Origin of the sequence: Rahnella sp. PCH160, assembly GCF_047784855.1 — a bacterium.
Classification (GTDB): domain Bacteria; phylum Pseudomonadota; class Gammaproteobacteria; order Enterobacterales; family Enterobacteriaceae; genus Rahnella.
The window spans coordinates 2,632,770-2,648,935 of the sequence record NZ_JBLOGT010000001.1; the positions used below are offsets into that span (position 1 = coordinate 2,632,770).

13 protein-coding genes and 1 pseudogene are annotated in these 16,166 nt (G+C 49.8%); 10 read left to right on the forward strand and 4 right to left on the reverse strand.

Annotated elements, in window-relative coordinates; all coding sequences use genetic code 11:
• Positions 1–11 precede the first annotated feature (11 nt).
• The 6 genes from ACM5QY_RS12150 to ACM5QY_RS12175 all read left to right on the forward strand — a co-directional run bounded on the left by ACM5QY_RS12150 (position 12) and on the right by ACM5QY_RS12175 (position 4,005).
• Positions 12–629 carry a DMSO/selenate family reductase complex B subunit gene (locus ACM5QY_RS12150; protein ID WP_104921445.1) on the forward strand — a complete coding sequence of 206 codons (618 nt, stop codon included), beginning with the start codon at positions 12–14 and terminating at the stop codon, positions 627–629.
• 1 nt (position 630) lies between these two features.
• Positions 631–1,488: a dimethyl sulfoxide reductase anchor subunit family protein gene (locus ACM5QY_RS12155; protein WP_416120840.1), complete on the forward strand. Its 858-nt coding sequence runs from the start codon at positions 631–633 to the stop codon at positions 1,486–1,488.
• A 61-nt stretch (positions 1,489–1,549) separates the two neighbouring features.
• Entirely contained in the window at positions 1,550–2,161 is a 612-nt protein-coding gene (dmsD, locus tag ACM5QY_RS12160; protein WP_416120841.1) for a Tat proofreading chaperone DmsD, read from the forward strand.
• Positions 2,161–2,295, forward strand: a complete 135-nt coding sequence (locus ACM5QY_RS12165) for a hypothetical protein (protein WP_416120842.1) — start codon at positions 2,161–2,163, stop codon at positions 2,293–2,295. Before dmsD ends, ACM5QY_RS12165 begins: the two co-directional genes overlap by 1 nt.
• 29 nt (positions 2,296–2,324) lie before the next feature.
• Positions 2,325–2,726 carry a 4Fe-4S binding protein gene (locus ACM5QY_RS12170; protein ID WP_416122875.1) on the forward strand — a complete coding sequence of 134 codons (402 nt, stop codon included), beginning with the start codon at positions 2,325–2,327 and terminating at the stop codon, positions 2,724–2,726.
• Positions 2,727–2,859: 133 nt separating this feature from the next.
• Positions 2,860–4,005 carry an MFS transporter gene (locus ACM5QY_RS12175; protein WP_416120843.1) on the forward strand — a complete coding sequence of 382 codons (1,146 nt, stop codon included), beginning with the start codon at positions 2,860–2,862 and terminating at the stop codon, positions 4,003–4,005.
• Between the two features lie 92 nt (positions 4,006–4,097).
• Here ACM5QY_RS12175 and pflA read toward each other — a convergent pair whose 3' ends face one another.
• The 4 genes from pflA to ycaO all read right to left on the reverse strand — a co-directional run bounded on the left by pflA (position 4,098) and on the right by ycaO (position 10,564).
• The gene (gene pflA / locus ACM5QY_RS12180) at positions 4,098–4,838 is read right to left on the reverse strand and encodes a pyruvate formate lyase 1-activating protein (protein ID WP_416120844.1); all 741 of its coding nucleotides are present in this window, start codon (positions 4,836–4,838) and stop codon (positions 4,098–4,100) included.
• 269 nt (positions 4,839–5,107) lie between these two features.
• The gene (gene pflB / locus ACM5QY_RS12185; RefSeq protein WP_416120846.1) at positions 5,108–7,390 is read right to left on the reverse strand and encodes a formate C-acetyltransferase; all 2,283 of its coding nucleotides are present in this window, start codon (positions 7,388–7,390) and stop codon (positions 5,108–5,110) included.
• Positions 7,391–7,465: 75 nt separating this feature from the next.
• Positions 7,466–8,323: a formate transporter FocA gene (gene focA, locus ACM5QY_RS12190; RefSeq protein ID WP_416120847.1), complete on the reverse strand. Its 858-nt coding sequence runs from the start codon at positions 8,321–8,323 to the stop codon at positions 7,466–7,468.
• 477 nt (positions 8,324–8,800) lie between these two features.
• Positions 8,801–10,564: a 30S ribosomal protein S12 methylthiotransferase accessory factor YcaO gene (gene ycaO / locus ACM5QY_RS12195; RefSeq protein ID WP_416120848.1), complete on the reverse strand. Its 1,764-nt coding sequence runs from the start codon at positions 10,562–10,564 to the stop codon at positions 8,801–8,803.
• Between the two features lie 351 nt (positions 10,565–10,915).
• Here ycaO and serC point away from each other — a divergent pair.
• The 4 genes and pseudogenes from serC to rpsA all read left to right on the forward strand — a co-directional run bounded on the left by serC (position 10,916) and on the right by rpsA (position 16,115).
• Positions 10,916–12,000 (forward strand): annotated as a pseudogene (gene serC, locus ACM5QY_RS12200) (3-phosphoserine/phosphohydroxythreonine transaminase).
• A gap of 104 nt (positions 12,001–12,104) precedes the next feature.
• Positions 12,105–13,388: a 3-phosphoshikimate 1-carboxyvinyltransferase gene (aroA, locus tag ACM5QY_RS12205; protein WP_416120849.1), complete on the forward strand. Its 1,284-nt coding sequence runs from the start codon at positions 12,105–12,107 to the stop codon at positions 13,386–13,388.
• Between the two features lie 195 nt (positions 13,389–13,583).
• Entirely contained in the window at positions 13,584–14,282 is a 699-nt protein-coding gene (gene cmk, locus ACM5QY_RS12210) for a (d)CMP kinase (RefSeq protein ID WP_416120850.1), read from the forward strand.
• A gap of 156 nt (positions 14,283–14,438) precedes the next feature.
• Positions 14,439–16,115, forward strand: coding sequence for a 30S ribosomal protein S1 (rpsA, locus tag ACM5QY_RS12215; protein ID WP_416120851.1), 1,677 nt, complete (start codon positions 14,439–14,441; stop codon positions 16,113–16,115).
• Positions 16,116–16,166: the final 51 nt, after the last annotated feature.

Genomic DNA, 16,166 nt, shown 5'->3' on the forward strand with positions numbered 1-16,166 from the left:
TGGAGCAAAACATGACAACTCAATATGGATTTTATATTGATTCAAGCCGCTGCACAGGCTGTAAAACCTGCGAACTGGCCTGTAAGGATTTCAAAAATCTGACGCCGGACGTCAGTTTTCGCCGGGTATATGAATATGCCGGTGGCGACTGGCAGCAGGACGGGGATGGCTGGCATCAGAACGTCTTCGCCTATTATCTGTCGATTTCCTGCAACCATTGTGCTGATCCGGCCTGTACCAAAGTTTGCCCAAGCGGCGCTATGCATAAACGGGAAGATGGTTTTGTGGTGGTCAACGAAGACGTGTGCATCGGTTGCCGTTACTGCCATATGGCGTGTCCGTACGGTGCGCCGCAGTACAACGAAGCCAAAGGTCATATGACCAAATGTGATGGCTGTTACGAGCGGATCGCCGAAGGCAAGAAACCGATTTGTGTCGAATCCTGCCCGCTACGTGCGCTGGATATGGCACCAATCGAAGAGCTGCGCGCGAAATACGGCGAACTGGCTGAAGTTGCCCCATTGCCTGCTGCACATTTTACTCACCCTAATATCGTCATCAAACCCAATGCGAATTGCCGTCCTGTAGGCGATACCACGGGTTACCTGGCTAACCCGAAGGAGGTTTGAGATGGGAAACGGATGGCATGAATGGCCTTTAATGGTCTTTACGGTTCTCGGGCAATGTGTGGTGGGCGCATTTATCGTGCTGGCGATTGCGTTGCTGACGCAGCGTAGCGCAGAAGAATATCGCCGTATCCACCTGTCGATGTTTTTCCTCTGGGTACTGATGGCGGTGGCCTTCATCGCTTCAGTCCTGCATCTGGGTTCCCCGCTGCGGGCCTTTAATTCTCTCAATCGTCTGGGCGCTTCACCGCTCAGTAATGAAATTGGCAGTGGCTCACTCTTCTTTGCTTTAGGTGGGATCTACTGGCTGCTGGCGATGCTCAACAAAATGCCCCGCGCATTGGGTAAAGTCTGGTTGATCGCGACCATGCTGGCCGGTGTGGGTTTTGTTTATGCCATGTGCCGTGTTTACGAAATTAATACGGTGCCGACCTGGGATAATGCTTACACCGCGTTCCACTTCGGGCTGACGGTACTGATGGGTGGCCCGGTTATGGGTTATCTGTTGCTGCGTGGTGCTGATATCAAAGGCTGTGCACTCCGCATGTTGCCGGTTATCAGCGTCGCTGCGCTGCTCGTCAGTATGTCCGTAGTCGTGATGCAAAGTGCCAGTCTGGCTTCCATCAATAGCTCCGTGCAGGCGGCTTCTGCGCTGATCCCGCAATATGGCATGTTGTCAGTCTCGCGCTTGGTATTGGTTGTTTTGGGGCTGGGCTGCTGGATTTGCCCACTGATACAGCGCAAAAGTCCTGCGATCGTTTCAATGGTCATAGCTTTCGTGCTGGTCTTTTCCGGTGAGTTGATCGGACGTGCGATTTTCTATGGTTTGCACATGACCGTGGGTATGGCCGTCAGCGGCTAATTTCAGTTTATCAGGGGACACATCGGCTTTAACGATGTGTCCCCGAAAGAAAGAGTTAACTATGTCAGCAGAATCAATAAGTTTAACCGGGAAGATATTAGGCGCGATGCTGTTTTATCCCCCGCATTCAGAACAAGTTCAGCCTGTAATTGCATTGTTGCAAGACAGCGACTGGATGCCGATGTGGCCCTGTGCGACGCCGGAGGCGAAAGCCCGTGCCGCTGAATTGTTCGCTCAGCTTGATGCTTCTGCGGAAGATTTAAATGACGCATGGCAGCGCCTGTTCGTCGGGCCTTACGCTTTACCAGCCCCGCCGTGGGGCTCGGTATATCTCGATAAAGAATCAGTCATCTTTGGCGATTCTACACTGGCATTACGCCAGTGGATGCGTGTGAACCATATCGAACCGCATCTGACGCAGGCTGAACCGGAAGATCATATCGGGTTAATGCTGATGATGTCCGCATGGCTGGCCGAAAATGCGCCGCAACAGCTCGGTGAATTTTTGACGGCACATTTACTGCCGTGGGCGGGGCGCTATTTCGAATTGCTGGGAATAAAAGCCGAACATCCGTGGTATGAGGGTGTGGCCGTTCTGGCAGAATCAACGCTTAACGGATGGAGACAAGCGCTGGCGCTGGAAATGCCTGCGGCGAGGGAATTGTATTTCTGATGAGTGACCCACGGGATGCGCGCTTTTACCATGCCTGGATGAGCCGCCGGGATGTCAGTCGCCGGGGTTATTCCGTGGTTTACTGGCGTCAGGCAAGCAAGCTGCCGGACAAATTAGTGCCGGGAATTTGCTGAAGAGCCCTGTTCCGCATCCACCGCAGGCGGTGGCAGAGCCGCTTTTCCAGCAGCAATGCAATGGGTGCGGGCATTGCGCTGACGCGTGCCCGGTGGGTTTACTCAGCCTTGAGTCCGGGAAAGCCGTACTCCGTATTGATTACGCGGAATGCGATTTTTGTGGTGCCTGTACTCAGGCCTGCGACCGCGGTGCTCTCGACCAGAGTATTCCGCCGGATACGTGCCTGCGTCCGGTGATTCTGCCGCAGTGTTTGGGGCGTATGGGGGATTTGTGCAGGATGTGCGAAATTGCGTGTCCGCGCACGGCAATATTTTTTAATCAACAGAATCAACCTTCCGTAGATAATCAGAAGTGTGATGGCTGCGGGAAATGTAAACTTGTTTGTTATCATGGTGATATTCAATTGTCACTGAAGCGTCATGATTCCTGATCTCCTGGCTTGATTAGCGATTTCAATCATCACCCCGCAGTTTGTGCGCAGGCTTTCCTTTGCCAGATTGACTTTTTGTTGGCCGGTGGCATGATGCGCGCAATTTCCCCGATTTGCTGGTCATCAACATCCTATGTCCGCCTATTCCCGACCCGTCACTCTGCTGCTGTGCGGACTTCTTCTGCTGACGATTTCTATCGCCGTTTTAAACACGCTGGTACCGCTGTGGCTCAGTCACGAACAACTGCCAACCTGGCAGGTCGGGCTGGTCAGTTCATCGTATTTTACGGGGAATCTGCTGGGAACGCTGGTTGCCGGTAGCCTGATCAAACGTATTGGTTTTAACCGCAGCTATTATCTTTCGTGCATCATGTTTGCTGTCGCAACTGCGGGTCTGGCGCTTTCAATGGACTTCTGGAGCTGGATTACGGCTCGTTTTGTCGCCGGTGTGGGTTGCGCGCTGGTCTGGGTTGTGGTGGAGAGTGCCTTGCTGCGCAGCGGGACGGTAAATAACCGTGGTCAGCTGTTGGCGGCTTATATGATCATGTATTACATCGGAACCGTTGTCGGACAATTGCTGGTTGGCACGGTTCCAACGGCGTTGATGAGTGTGTTGCCGTGGGTGACGACGTTGATCGTTATCGCGATGTTGCCGCTTTTGCTGACGCATATTGAGAATCAGGACAGCGATCAGCCGCGACACGCGGTTATGCCGATGTTCAGACGTCGCAATGCCCGCCTTGGAATTAATGGCTGTATCATTTCCGGTATTGTGCTGGGGTCTCTGTATGGCCTGATGCCTCTGTTCCTTTCGCATCAGGGCATGAGCGATGCGGATGTCGGGTACTGGATGGCGCTTCTGGTCAGTGCCGGGATTATCGGGCAATGGCCGGTTGGGCGTCTGGCTGATCGTTACGGGCGTCTCATGGTGCTGCGTATCCAGATTTTCGCGGTTATTCTCGGCAGTATCGCTATGTTGAGCGGTTATGCGATGGCACCGACGTTGTTCATTCTTGGCTGCGCGGGCTTTACGTTATACCCGGTCGCGATGTCCTGGGCGTGTGAAAAAGTAAATTCTGAAGAGCTGGTTGCGATGAATCAGGCGTTACTGATGAGCTACACGATCGGTAGCCTCGCGGGGCCAACGATGACCGCGCTACTGATGCAAAGTTATTCAGACCGTTTACTGTTTGTGATGATTGCTGTCGTTTCACTGGTCTATCTGGTGATGCTGATGCGTAAAGCCGATCATCATCATAATCCGGTGGCGACTGCCTGACTGGAACTATTCAGCACGATGTTTTAAAAGCAAAAAGACGCCATCTGGCGTCTTTTTTATGAGCAACAATTTAATGGGAAACAATCAGACCATTAATAAATAACTTTATGCCCGTAGCTGGCAAGAATGTTTTTCACACGTTCCATGATTTCTTTGGTCGGTGGATTCACGCCATCGAGATCATATTTTTCACCCATCGCCGTCCATTTGTGTTTGCCCAGTTCGTGATAAGGCAACAGTTCGATCTTCTCGATGTTCGTCATGTCTTTGGTGAATTCACCGAGTTTGTGCACGGAATCATCATCATCTGACCAGCCAGGTACAACGACATAACGGATCCAGGTACGCTGATTGCGTTTAGCCAGATAATGGGCGAAATCCAGTGTACGGTGATTAGACACGCCGACCAGATTCTGGTGGATATCGTCGTTCATCTGTTTCAAATCGAGCATCACCAGATCTGAGACATCCAGCAATTCGTCGATAACCGGATCATAACGACGAACAAAACCGTTGGTGTCCAGACAGGTATTAATGCCTTCTTTCTGACACGCGCGGAACCAGTCACGCACGAATTCAGCCTGAAGGATTGCCTCACCGCCAGAAGCCGTAACGCCGCCGCCGGAAGCATTCATAAAATGGCGATATGTCACCACTTCTTTCATTAAGTCATCGACATTGATCTCTTTCCCGCCATGAGTGTCCCAGGTATCGCGATTGTGGCAATACATGCAACGCATCAGGCAACCCTGGAAAAATACAATGAAACGGATACCTGGGCCATCAACGGTGCCACAGGATTCATATGAGTGGATGCGACCTTGAACTGACATTGCGGGTTATTCTCCTTATTGACCAATGAATAGCAGTCTACGTGTGCGGATGCTGGCCTGGCAGAGATAAACTGGAAACCACGTGTTTATGATACCAGACAATCAATAAGGTTGATTGTCAGCAATGGCGGTACTGCTTTGCCAGAGGTCCACATCGTATAGCGCTCTGGCAAAACAGACTGTCACGAAGACAGTGCGGGCAGGAAGGATGAAACAAAGGCTCCACGTTGTGGAGCCTTTTTATATCACGCTAAATCATCAGCAGATTATTACAGGGACTTAGTGAAAGTACGGGTAATAACGTCTTGTTGCTGTTCTTTAGTCAGTGAGTTGAAGCGTACGGCATAACCAGAAACACGGATGGTCAGCTGAGGATAGTTTTCAGGATGTTCCATCGCGTCTAACAGCATTTCGCGGTTCATGACGTTCACGTTCAGGTGTTGACCACCTTCAATGGACGCTTCGTGGTGGAAGTAACCATCCATCAGACCCGCGAGGTTCGCTTTACGAACATCATCATCTTTACCCAGTGCGTTTGGAACGATAGAGAAGGTATAAGAAATACCATCTTTTGCGTAAGCAAACGGCAGTTTAGCAACAGAAGTCAGAGAGGCAACCGCACCTTTCTGGTCACGACCGTGCATTGGGTTAGCGCCCGGGCCAAATGGAGCACCAGCACGACGACCGTCTGGGGTGTTACCTGTTTTCTTACCATAAACCACGTTAGAGGTGATGGTCAGTACAGACTGAGTTGCTACAGCGCCACGGTAGGTACGCAGTTTCTGAATTTTCTTCATGAAACGTTCTACCAGGTCACAAGCGATGTCATCTACGCGAGAATCGTTGTTACCGAACTGTGGGTATTCGCCTTCAATTTTGAAGTCTACAGCCAGGCCGTCTTCGTCACGGATGGTGCTAACTTTTGCATATTTGATAGCGGACAGGGAGTCAGCAGCAACAGACAGACCTGCGATACCACATGCCATTGTGCGATAAACATCACGGTCATGCAGAGCCATCAACGCAGCTTCGTAGCTGTATTTGTCGTGCATGTAGTGAATGATGTTCAGTGCTGTGACGTACTGTTTTGCCAGCCAGTCCATGAAGTGATCCATGCGATCCATGACTTTGTCATAGTCCAGCACGGTATCCATCATTGGCGCTTCTTTAGGGCCAACCTGGATTTTCATTTTTTCATCAACACCGCCGTTGATTGCATACAGCATGGTTTTCGCCAGGTTTGCACGAGCACCGAAGAACTGCATTTGTTTACCCACAACCATTGGGCTCACACAACATGCGATAGCGTAGTCATCGTTGTTGAAGTCAGGACGCATCAGGTCATCGTTCTCATACTGTACAGATGAGGTATCGATAGACACTTTCGCTGCGTACTTTTTGAAGTTCATTGGCAGCTTTTCAGACCACAGGATGGTCATGTTCGGCTCTGGTGAAGGCCCCATGGTGTAAAGGGTATTCAGGAAGCGGAAGCTGTTTTTGGTTACCAGAGTACGACCGTCAACACCCATACCTGCCAGGGATTCAGTCGCCCAGATTGGGTCACCAGAGAACAATTCATCATACTCAGGAGTACGCAGGAAACGCACCATACGCAGTTTCATAACCAGATGGTCAATCAGTTCCTGAGCTTGTTCTTCGTTCAGTTTGCCTGCTTTAATATCACGTTCGATGAAGGCATCAAGGAAGGTAGATACGCGGCCGAAGGACATTGCAGCACCGTTCTGGGATTTAACCGCAGCCAGGTAGCCGAAGTAAGTCCACTGAACAGCTTCTTGTGCGTTGGTCGCAGGACCAGAAATGTCGCAACCATATTTGGCTGCCATTTCTTTAATCTGACCCAGTGCACGGTGTTGTTCAGAGATTTCTTCACGCAACTGGATGGTCATTTCCAGATTCACGCCGTTTTCCAGATCGTTTTGCAAGGACTGGAATTGCGCGAATTTATCCGCCAACAGGAAGTCAATCCCGTAAAGTGCAACGCGACGGTAGTCACCAATGATACGGCCACGGCCATAAGCATCTGGCAGACCGGTCAGAACGCCAGATTTACGGCAGTTCAGAATGTCTTTGGTGTAAACGTCGAAAACACCCTGGTTATGGGTTTTGCGGTAGTCGGTGAAAACTTTTTTCAGCGCTGGATCCAGTTCACGGCCATAAACTTTACATGAACCTTCGACCATTTTAATGCCGCCGAATGGGATCAAGGCACGTTTCAATGGCGCGTCAGTTTGCAGACCAACGATAGTTTCCAGAGATTTGTTGATGTAGCCAGCGTCATGAGAAGTGATGGTAGCCGCAACGTCAGTATCAAAATCAACAGGAGCCTTAGTACGGTTCTCCAGTTTGATACCTTCCATGACTTTATCCCACAAGGTGGTAGTCGCTTGGGTCGCGCCTGCCAGGAAGGATTCATCGCCTTCATAGGGTGTGTAGTTTTTCTGAATGAAGTCACGGACGTTTACGCCGTTCTGCCATTCACCAGCACTAAAACCTTCCCATGCGTTGATCAATTTTTCATTGAGCTTGGACATTTTGCACCTACCTTCTAATTTGGATTTCTTTAAAAATCGCGTGTAAAACTGTCGTAACAAGAGTGCCACGTTCTATCAGTGGTGCTTCTCATCGCGAAGATATATAACCCAATACGTTAACCCTACCAGCAAACCGCCCCCGATGATGTTACCGATGGTCACAGGAATGAGATTGTCGATGATAAAGTTAGTGATGTTCAGTTCTGCGAATTGCGCCGGGGTTGTACCGACAGCCTGCCAGAATTCTGGTGTCGCAAAGTTCTTCACTACGATGCCTAAAGGGATCATGAACATGTTAGCAATGCTGTGCTCGAAACCGCTGGCGACAAACATGCCGACGGGGAGAATCATTGCGAACATTTTATCCATCAGACTGCGGCCGGAGTAACTCATCCATACCGCCAGGCAAACCATCAGGTTAGCCAAAATCCCCAGACAAACGGCTTCAATAAAAGTGTGATGCATTTTGTGGTCAGCAGTTTGCAGAACGTTAAGTCCCCACAAACCATTATCGACCATATACTCACCTGAGAACCAAATCAGAGCGACAAAGAACAGACAGCCGATCAGGTTACCAATATAGACATTGACCCAGTTACGTGCCAATTGCCCCCAGGTGATACGCCCGCTGGCTTTCGCAATCACGATAAGTACAGTGGACGTAAACAGGTCAGCGCCGCAGACAACGACCAGCATTAAACCCAGTGAGAAGCAGATGCCCCCAACGAGTTTTGCGAGGCCGAAAGGAACGGTACCCGTGCCTGTAGTGGCAGTGATATAAAAAGCAAAGGCGATAGAAATAAAGACGCCAGCAGTAATGGCTAAAAAGAATGTTTTTAACGGCTGTTTGGTGGCTTTATAAACGCCGGCATCTTCAGCAACTTTCGCTGTAGCGGCGGGTAATATTAGATCGAAGGGGTTGTCAGCTTTCACATTAACTCTCTTATTCAAGGCTATGCACTGCGCAACGAGATACTAGCAAAGCAGTATAACGTAAAAATTGACGTGGATCATACGAGGCGGTTTTTGGTGCTTTTTGATGTACTACCGAAGAGGGGGATTTGATGTTAACTTAATGAAAATAAAAGAATAAAAACATTTTAATTTTTACAAATAAAGTTGATGAATGCTCAATTTATTTTTATTTTCGCGTAAATAAAAATAACCCATTGTTAATAGATTTCATCAATTTGACTTTGTCATTTTTACAGATAATTAACTTATTAAGAAGTTCGTCGTGCTTATGTCAAAAAAATGACAGCTTGCCTTTATTTCGCGGCGAATTACACGTCATTTTCACGATAGAGTCAAACATTTGGCGGGGAATAAACCTCTACAAGGAATGTCTCAGGGAAATAAAAAACCGGCAGAAAATTCCGCCGGTCTGACAATTTTATTTACGCCTGAAAATCAGGCTTTTGACCAGTAACGGCGTTTTGCCGCCTGAAGTTTCTCGTAAGCGCCCAGCAGTGCCTGATGCGCAGGCAACGCTTTGAGGTCGGCGTCTACGGCAAACAGACCGTGGAAACGCACTTCGCCACTGATTGTCGCTGAAGCATCATCCACCGCTTTCTGACCATACATTTTCACGAATGCCGTGTAGTACTGAGCCGGATCGCGATCTTCTTCCAGGGAAAGCTGCAGTAGGGTTTGCAGACAACGGTAATAGTTGTTGCGTTCATCGCTGTAAACCGACGCATTAAATTCGTGCGCCCATTCCGCCCACGTGAGAGCCTGATCCAAATCGCCGCCTGCCAGTGCCAGCATAGATTTCAGCTCGCCCACGCGCAGGGTATACCAGCCGTTGTCTTTGCCACTCGCGATGCCTAAAAGTTCACGAACACGCGTGAAGTCATCCAGACCTTCATCATCAAGCTGGGTGATCATTTCCAGATAAGCTTCTTTTGGCAGATCGCTGTCTGGCAGAGCCAGCAACTGATCGCGAAGATGTGCGCCCATGGTGTTATTGGCCAGCAGCAAATCTTCAGCAGGATAAATATCTGACATACCCGGAACGATGATACGGCAGGCGTACACGTCAAGATGCTCGTAATCCGCGATGTAAACTTCGGCGTCTTCTTTATTGAAGATGGCCATCAGCGTGGCGAACTCTTCTTCGGTCGTGCCGCTGAAGCTCCAGTCTGCAAACGGATAGTCGGCATCCTGTTTAAACATATCCCAGGAAATCAGACCGCTGGAATCGATGAAGTGAGTTTCCAGATTGGCGTGCTCAGCCACTTCTTCATCATCGAAGGTGGGTGCGGTGAAAACGTCCAGATCTTTCAGGCTGCGGCCTTGCAGTAATTCAGTGACCGTACGCTCCAGGGCAACACCGAAGTCCGGGTGTGCGCCGAAGGAAGCGAAACATGTTCCGTTTGCCGGGTTGAACAACACCACACAAATGACCGGATAGTTGCCGCCCAGGGAAGCATCGTAAGACAGGATCGGGAAACCTTCTTCTTCGAGTTTGGCGATGGCTTCAACCACACCCGGATAGCGCGTCAGTACGTCCGCAGGGATTTCAGGCAGGCTGATAGATTCGGCGATGATACGGTTTTTGACATAGCGCTCGAAGACTTCTGACAGACCCTGAACACGCGCTTCATTTGCGGTATTGCCTGCAGACATGCCGTTAGACACGTACAGGTTACCGATGATGTTCATCGGAATATAGACGGTTTGCAGGTCAGACTGACGGGTAAACGGCAAAGCGCAGATCCCGCGATCCGGGTTGCCGGATTGCAGATCAATCAGATCGCTGGCGACCAGTTCTTTATCTGCATCGTAAAATGCGTGCAGGCGCTCATCCAGAATTCCTTCAGGCAGAAGGTTGTCTTCTGGCAGCGGGAACCATTTTTCATTCGGATAATGCACGAAATCGCTGTTAGCAATTTCTTTACCCAGATAGAAATCGGCGAAGAAATAGTTAGTCGACAGACGCTCAAAATACTCACCCAAAGCAGAAGCCAGAGCGGCTTTCTTGCTGGCGCCTTTACCGTTGGTGAAGCACAGCGGGCAGTCGCGGTCGCGAATATGCACTGACCAGACGTGGGGAACCGGATTCAGCCAGGAAGCTTCTTCGATATTAAAGCCAAGATCGGTGAGTTTTTGTTGGAAGCGGGAAATGGAGTCTTCCAGCGCCGCGTCTTTACCAGGAATAAAAGTTTGCGTCATTGAGTTCACTTTTGAGCGTGCTAAAAACGCGCAATGATACGGGGTTTTGCACATTACCTCCATGTATTCGTGTTAACAATGTAATCGCGTTGTGAACTCAAAGGTTTGCAGATAAACGGGTGTAAGCGCAGCGATGATGTCAGGGAATAATCACAATTTGTGCGTTATCTGTTCATGCAAACATAATCTCGTAAAATCAGTATTAAAAGGAGGAAAGAACCTTGCGTTCAGCCTCTCATCGCTGTTTATCAGGTCGTGATGAATAACCGTTGCAGACTGCTTGTCTGGGATGATAAAACCGGTAAATTAGTTGTTACTTTGTGGCTGTCTCAGAAGAAGTGGTGAGGGGAAATGACTCAGGTTTATAATTTTAGTGCAGGTCCGGCAATGATCCCGGCTGAAGTATTGCGTCGTGCAGAACAGGAATTGTGTAACTGGCACGGACTGGGTACATCGGTGATGGAAATCAGTCACCGGAGTAAGGAATTTATCCAGGTAGCCGAAGAATCCGAAAAGGATATTCGTGACCTGCTCAATATTCCCCCGAACTACAAAGTGCTGTTCTGTCACGGTGGCGCGCGTGCGCAATTTGCCGCAGTGCCGATGAATTTGCTGGGCGAGAAAGCGTCTGCTGATTATATCGATGGCGGTTACTGGGCGCACAGCGCGGTCAAAGAAGCACAAAAATACTGCACGCCAAACGTCATTGACGTCACCACGACTCTTGATGGCAAACGCGGTATTCTGCCAATGAGCGAGTGGAAACTGAGTGCAGACTCTGCTTACGTACATTATTGTCCGAATGAAACCATCGATGGAGTTGCTATCGATGAAATGCCGGATTTCGGCGACAAAATTGTTGTTGCTGACTATTCATCCTGCATTCTTTCGCGCCCAATTGATGTCAGCCGCTTTGGCGTGATTTATGCCGGGGCGCAGAAAAACATCGGCCCGGCTGGCCTGACGCTGGTTATCGTACGTGAAGATTTATTGGGCAAAGCGCGCACTGAACTGCCTTCAATCCTTGATTACACCGTGCTGGCCGAGAACGATTCTATGTTCAACACCCCGCCAACTTTCGCCTGGTATCTGTCAGGTATGGTCTTCAAATGGCTGAAAGAGCAGGGGGGTTGCGTGAAATGGAAAAACGCAATCAGGCCAAAGCTGAACTGCTGTACGGCTCAATTGATCGCACTGGTTTCTACCGTAACCCGGTTGCCGCTGCGAACCGTTCGTGGATGAACGTTCCTTTCCAGATGGCCGATGCGTTACTGGATAAACTGTTCCTGGATCAGGCTCAGGAAGCGGGCCTGCATGCGCTAAAAGGCCATCGTGTGGCCGGTGGGATGCGCGCATCCATTTATAATGCAATGCCGATTGAAGGTGTGAAAGCGCTGACTGACTTTATGGCGGAATTCGAAAAACGTCATGGTTAAGCGCGCTGGCTTTCGGGCCAGTACAGTGCTTTAGTAAGAAGCCTTAAAAATGACCCCGGCTCACTGTCCGGGGTCATTTTATGAAATGAAGAATTGGAGAAAGTGTGGAATCCCTGACATTACAACCCGTTGCATTGGTTAACGGCAGCATCAACTTACCCGGCTCAAAAAGTGTTTCTAACCGTGCACTTTTACTGGCTGCTTTTGCACAGGGCACTACACGCCTGACTAATCTGCTCGACAGTGACGATGTGCGCCACATGCTGAATGCGCTGTCTGCACTCGGCGTAACACATCGTTTATCGGCGTCCCGCACTGAGTGCGAAATTGACGGTCTTGGCAACGCTTTTTCCAATGCTAAAGGGATTGAACTGTTCCTCGGGAATGCGGGAACGGCCATGCGTCCGCTGGCGGCTGCGCTGTGCCTGGGTGAGCAGGATGTCGTGCTGACGGGTGAACCGCGCATGAAAGAGCGTCCGATCGGACATCTGGTCGATGCCCTGCGTCAAGGTGGCGCGCAGATAGAATATCTCGAACAGGAGAATTATCCGCCTCTGCGTCTTCGCGGGGGTTTCCGTGGCGGCGATGTCAGCGTGGATGGCAGTGTTTCCAGCCAGTTTCTGACGGCATTATTAATGACCGCGCCGCTGGCCGAAAACGATACCACGATTCAGATTAAAGGTGATTTGGTGTCGAAGCCGTACATCGATATCACGCTGAACCTGATGAAAACGTTTGGCATTGAAGTAGAGAACAGCCAGTACCAGCAATTCCACATCAAAGGGAAACAGCAATACGTTTCACCGGGTGCTTATCTGGTAGAAGGTGACGCGTCTTCCGCTTCCTATTTCCTCGCAGCGGCGGCCATCAAAGGCGGCACTGTGCGAGTGACCGGCATCGGTAAAAACAGCATGCAGGGCGATATTCGTTTTGCAGACGTGCTGGAAAAAATGGGCGCAACCATCCATTGGGCTGATGATTACATTGAATGTACGCGTGGTGAGCTGAAAGGCATCGATATGGACATGAATCATATCCCGGATGCGGCGATGACCATCGCCACTGCGGCACTGTTTGCCGAAGGCCCGACCACGCTGCGCAACATCTATAACTGGCGCGTAAAAGAAACCGATCGTCTGGCTGCGATGGCCACCGAGCTGCGTAAAGTCGGCGCGACGGTTGAAGAGGGCGAAGATTATATCCGCGTTGAGCCACCTGAAGCGCTGAAGTTTGCCGAAATCGGCACTTATAATGATCATCGTATGGCGATGTGTTTCTCGCTCGTCGCGTTGTCTGATACGCCGGTGACTATCCTTGATCCGAAATGTACGGCGAAAACCTTCCCGGATTATTTTGATCAACTGGCTGCGATCAGCACTCTGTCATAAACTCATGCGGTACGGGTAAAGACGGCGGGCATCAGTGATGTCCGCTTTTTGCTTTAAAGGTGTCAGAAACGTCCGCTTTTTAGGCAACTGAAAATTGCGGGGTAACAGTTGCCGCAAAGGCAGCGTATAATGCCGCTCCTGAATTAGTCCTCTGAGGCTAATGAAGCGGGTATTCCCCACCGAAAGGAGACAAAAATGACGGCTTTAGCCCCGGTAATCACCGTTGATGGGCCAAGTGGTGCAGGTAAAGGTACTTTGTGTAAAGCTCTGGCCGAAGCCTTTAACTGGCACTTACTGGATTCCGGTGCCATTTACCGCGTTTTAGCGCTGGCGGCTTTGCATCACCAGGTTGATATTGTCTCAGAAGAGGCGTTAGTGCCGCTGGCCGCACATCTCGACGTTCGTTTTGTCGCTCAGGATGGGCAGTTACGAGTGATTTTAGAAGGTGAGGATGTCAGTAATGAAATCCGCACCGAAACAGTCGGGAATACTGCCTCTCAGGCAGCGGCATTCCCCCGCGTTCGTGAAGCCTTGTTGCGTCGCCAACGTGCTTTCCGTGAAGCGCCTGGCCTGATTGCTGATGGTCGCGATATGGGTACAGTGGTTTTCCCGGATGCACCTGTGAAGATTTTTCTGGACGCGAGTTCAGAAGAACGCGCAAACAGAAGAATGCTACAGTTGCAGGAAAAAGGCTTTAGTGTTAACTTTGAACGGCTTTTGGCCGAGATCAAAGAACGTGATGACCGAGATCGCAACAGGCCTATCGCGCCCTTAGTGGCTGCTCCCGATGCGTTATTGCTGGATTCAACCAGTATGTCCATCGAGGAAGTTATCGAAAAAGCATTGGCTTATGCCACAGAAATTCTAGGATTGCCGCAAAAACAAACCCGGTAATCGAGCCGTAATCTGGCGCTGAAGAATATTCAGTGCCAGTTTTGGCTATAGTTTTTTTTAACCTCGCCGCAAGGATCTGTAGCGGGGCATTTGAAACAACCCCATCCAGCAGGATGCCAGATGGACGTTAAACTTAAGAACCTAAAGATTATCAACATGACTGAATCTTTTGCTCAACTCTTTGAAGAATCCTTAAAAACAATCGAAACCCGTCCTGGTTCCATCGTTCGTGGTGTTGTTGTGTCTATCGACAAAGATATCGTACTGGTTGACGCCGGTCTGAAATCTGAGTCTGCAATCCCGGCAGAACAATTCAAAAACGCACAGGGCGAACTGGAAATCCAGGTTGGCGACGAAGTTGATGTTGCGCTGGACGCTGTTGAAGACGGCTTCGGTGAAACTCTGCTGTCCCGTGAAAAAGCTAAACGTCATGAAGCTTGGATCACGCTGGAAAAAGCTTACGAAGAATCTGCAACTGTTACCGGTGTTATCAACGGTAAAGTTAAAGGCGGTTTCACCGTTGAGCTGAACGGTATTCGTGCGTTCCTGCCAGGTTCACTGGTAGACGTTCGTCCTGTTCGCGACACGCTGCATCTCGAAGGCAAAGATCTTGAGTTCAAAGTCATCAAACTGGACCAGAAACGCAACAACGTTGTTGTTTCCCGTCGTGCAGTAATTGAGTCTGAGAACAGCGCAGAGCGCGATCAACTGCTGGAAAACCTGCAGGAAGGCATGGAAGTTAAAGGTATCGTTAAGAACCTCACTGACTACGGTGCATTCGTTGATCTGGGCGGCGTTGACGGCCTGCTGCACATCACTGACATGGCTTGGAAACGTGTTAAACATCCAAGCGAAATCGTCAATGTTGGCGATGAAATCACTGTTAAAGTTCTTAAATTTGACCGTGAACGTACCCGTGTGTCACTGGGTCTGAAACAACTGGGCGAAGATCCTTGGGTCGCTATCGCTAAACGTTACCCAGAAGGTACTAAACTGACGGGTCGCGTTACCAACCTGACTGATTACGGCTGCTTCGTAGAAATCGAAGAAGGCGTTGAAGGTCTGGTTCACGTTTCTGAAATGGATTGGACTAACAAAAACATCCACCCATCTAAAGTTGTTAACGTGGGCGATGTTGTTGAAGTTATGGTTCTGGATATCGATGAAGAACGTCGTCGTATTTCCCTGGGCCTGAAACAATGCAAAAACAACCCATGGCAGCAATTCGCAGAAACCCACAACAAGAACGACCGTGTTGAAGGTAAAATCAAGTCAATCACTGACTTCGGTATCTTCATTGGTCTGGACGGCGGCATCGACGGTCTGGTTCACCTGTCTGACATCTCCTGGAACGTTGCAGGCGAAGAAGCAGTTCGTGAATACAAGAAAGGCGACGAAATCGCAGCTGTGGTTCTGCAAGTTGACGCAGAACGTGAACGTATCTCCCTGGGCGTGAAGCAACTGGCTGAAGATCCATTCAATAACTACCTGTCTGTTAACAAGAAAGGTACTATTGTTACTGGTAAAGTCACAGCAGTTGACGCCAAAGGTGCTACAGTTGAATTAGCTGGTGGCGTAGAAGGTTACCTGCGCGCTTCAGAAGCTTCTCGCGACCGTATTGAAGATGCAACTCTGGTTCTGAGCGTTGGTGATGAAGTTGAAGCTAAATTCACCGGTGTTGATCGTAAGAACCGTGTAGTCAGCCTGTCAGTCCGTGCTAAGGACGAAGCAGACGAGAAAGATGCAATCGCTGTTGTTAACAACAAACCAGCAGAAGAAACCAACTTCTCTAACGCTATGGCTGAAGCATTCAAAGCGGCAAAAGGCGAGTAATGACGGGGGGCGGCTCTGTCGCCCCGAAACGGTAGTTTAGCTGCAAAGCTT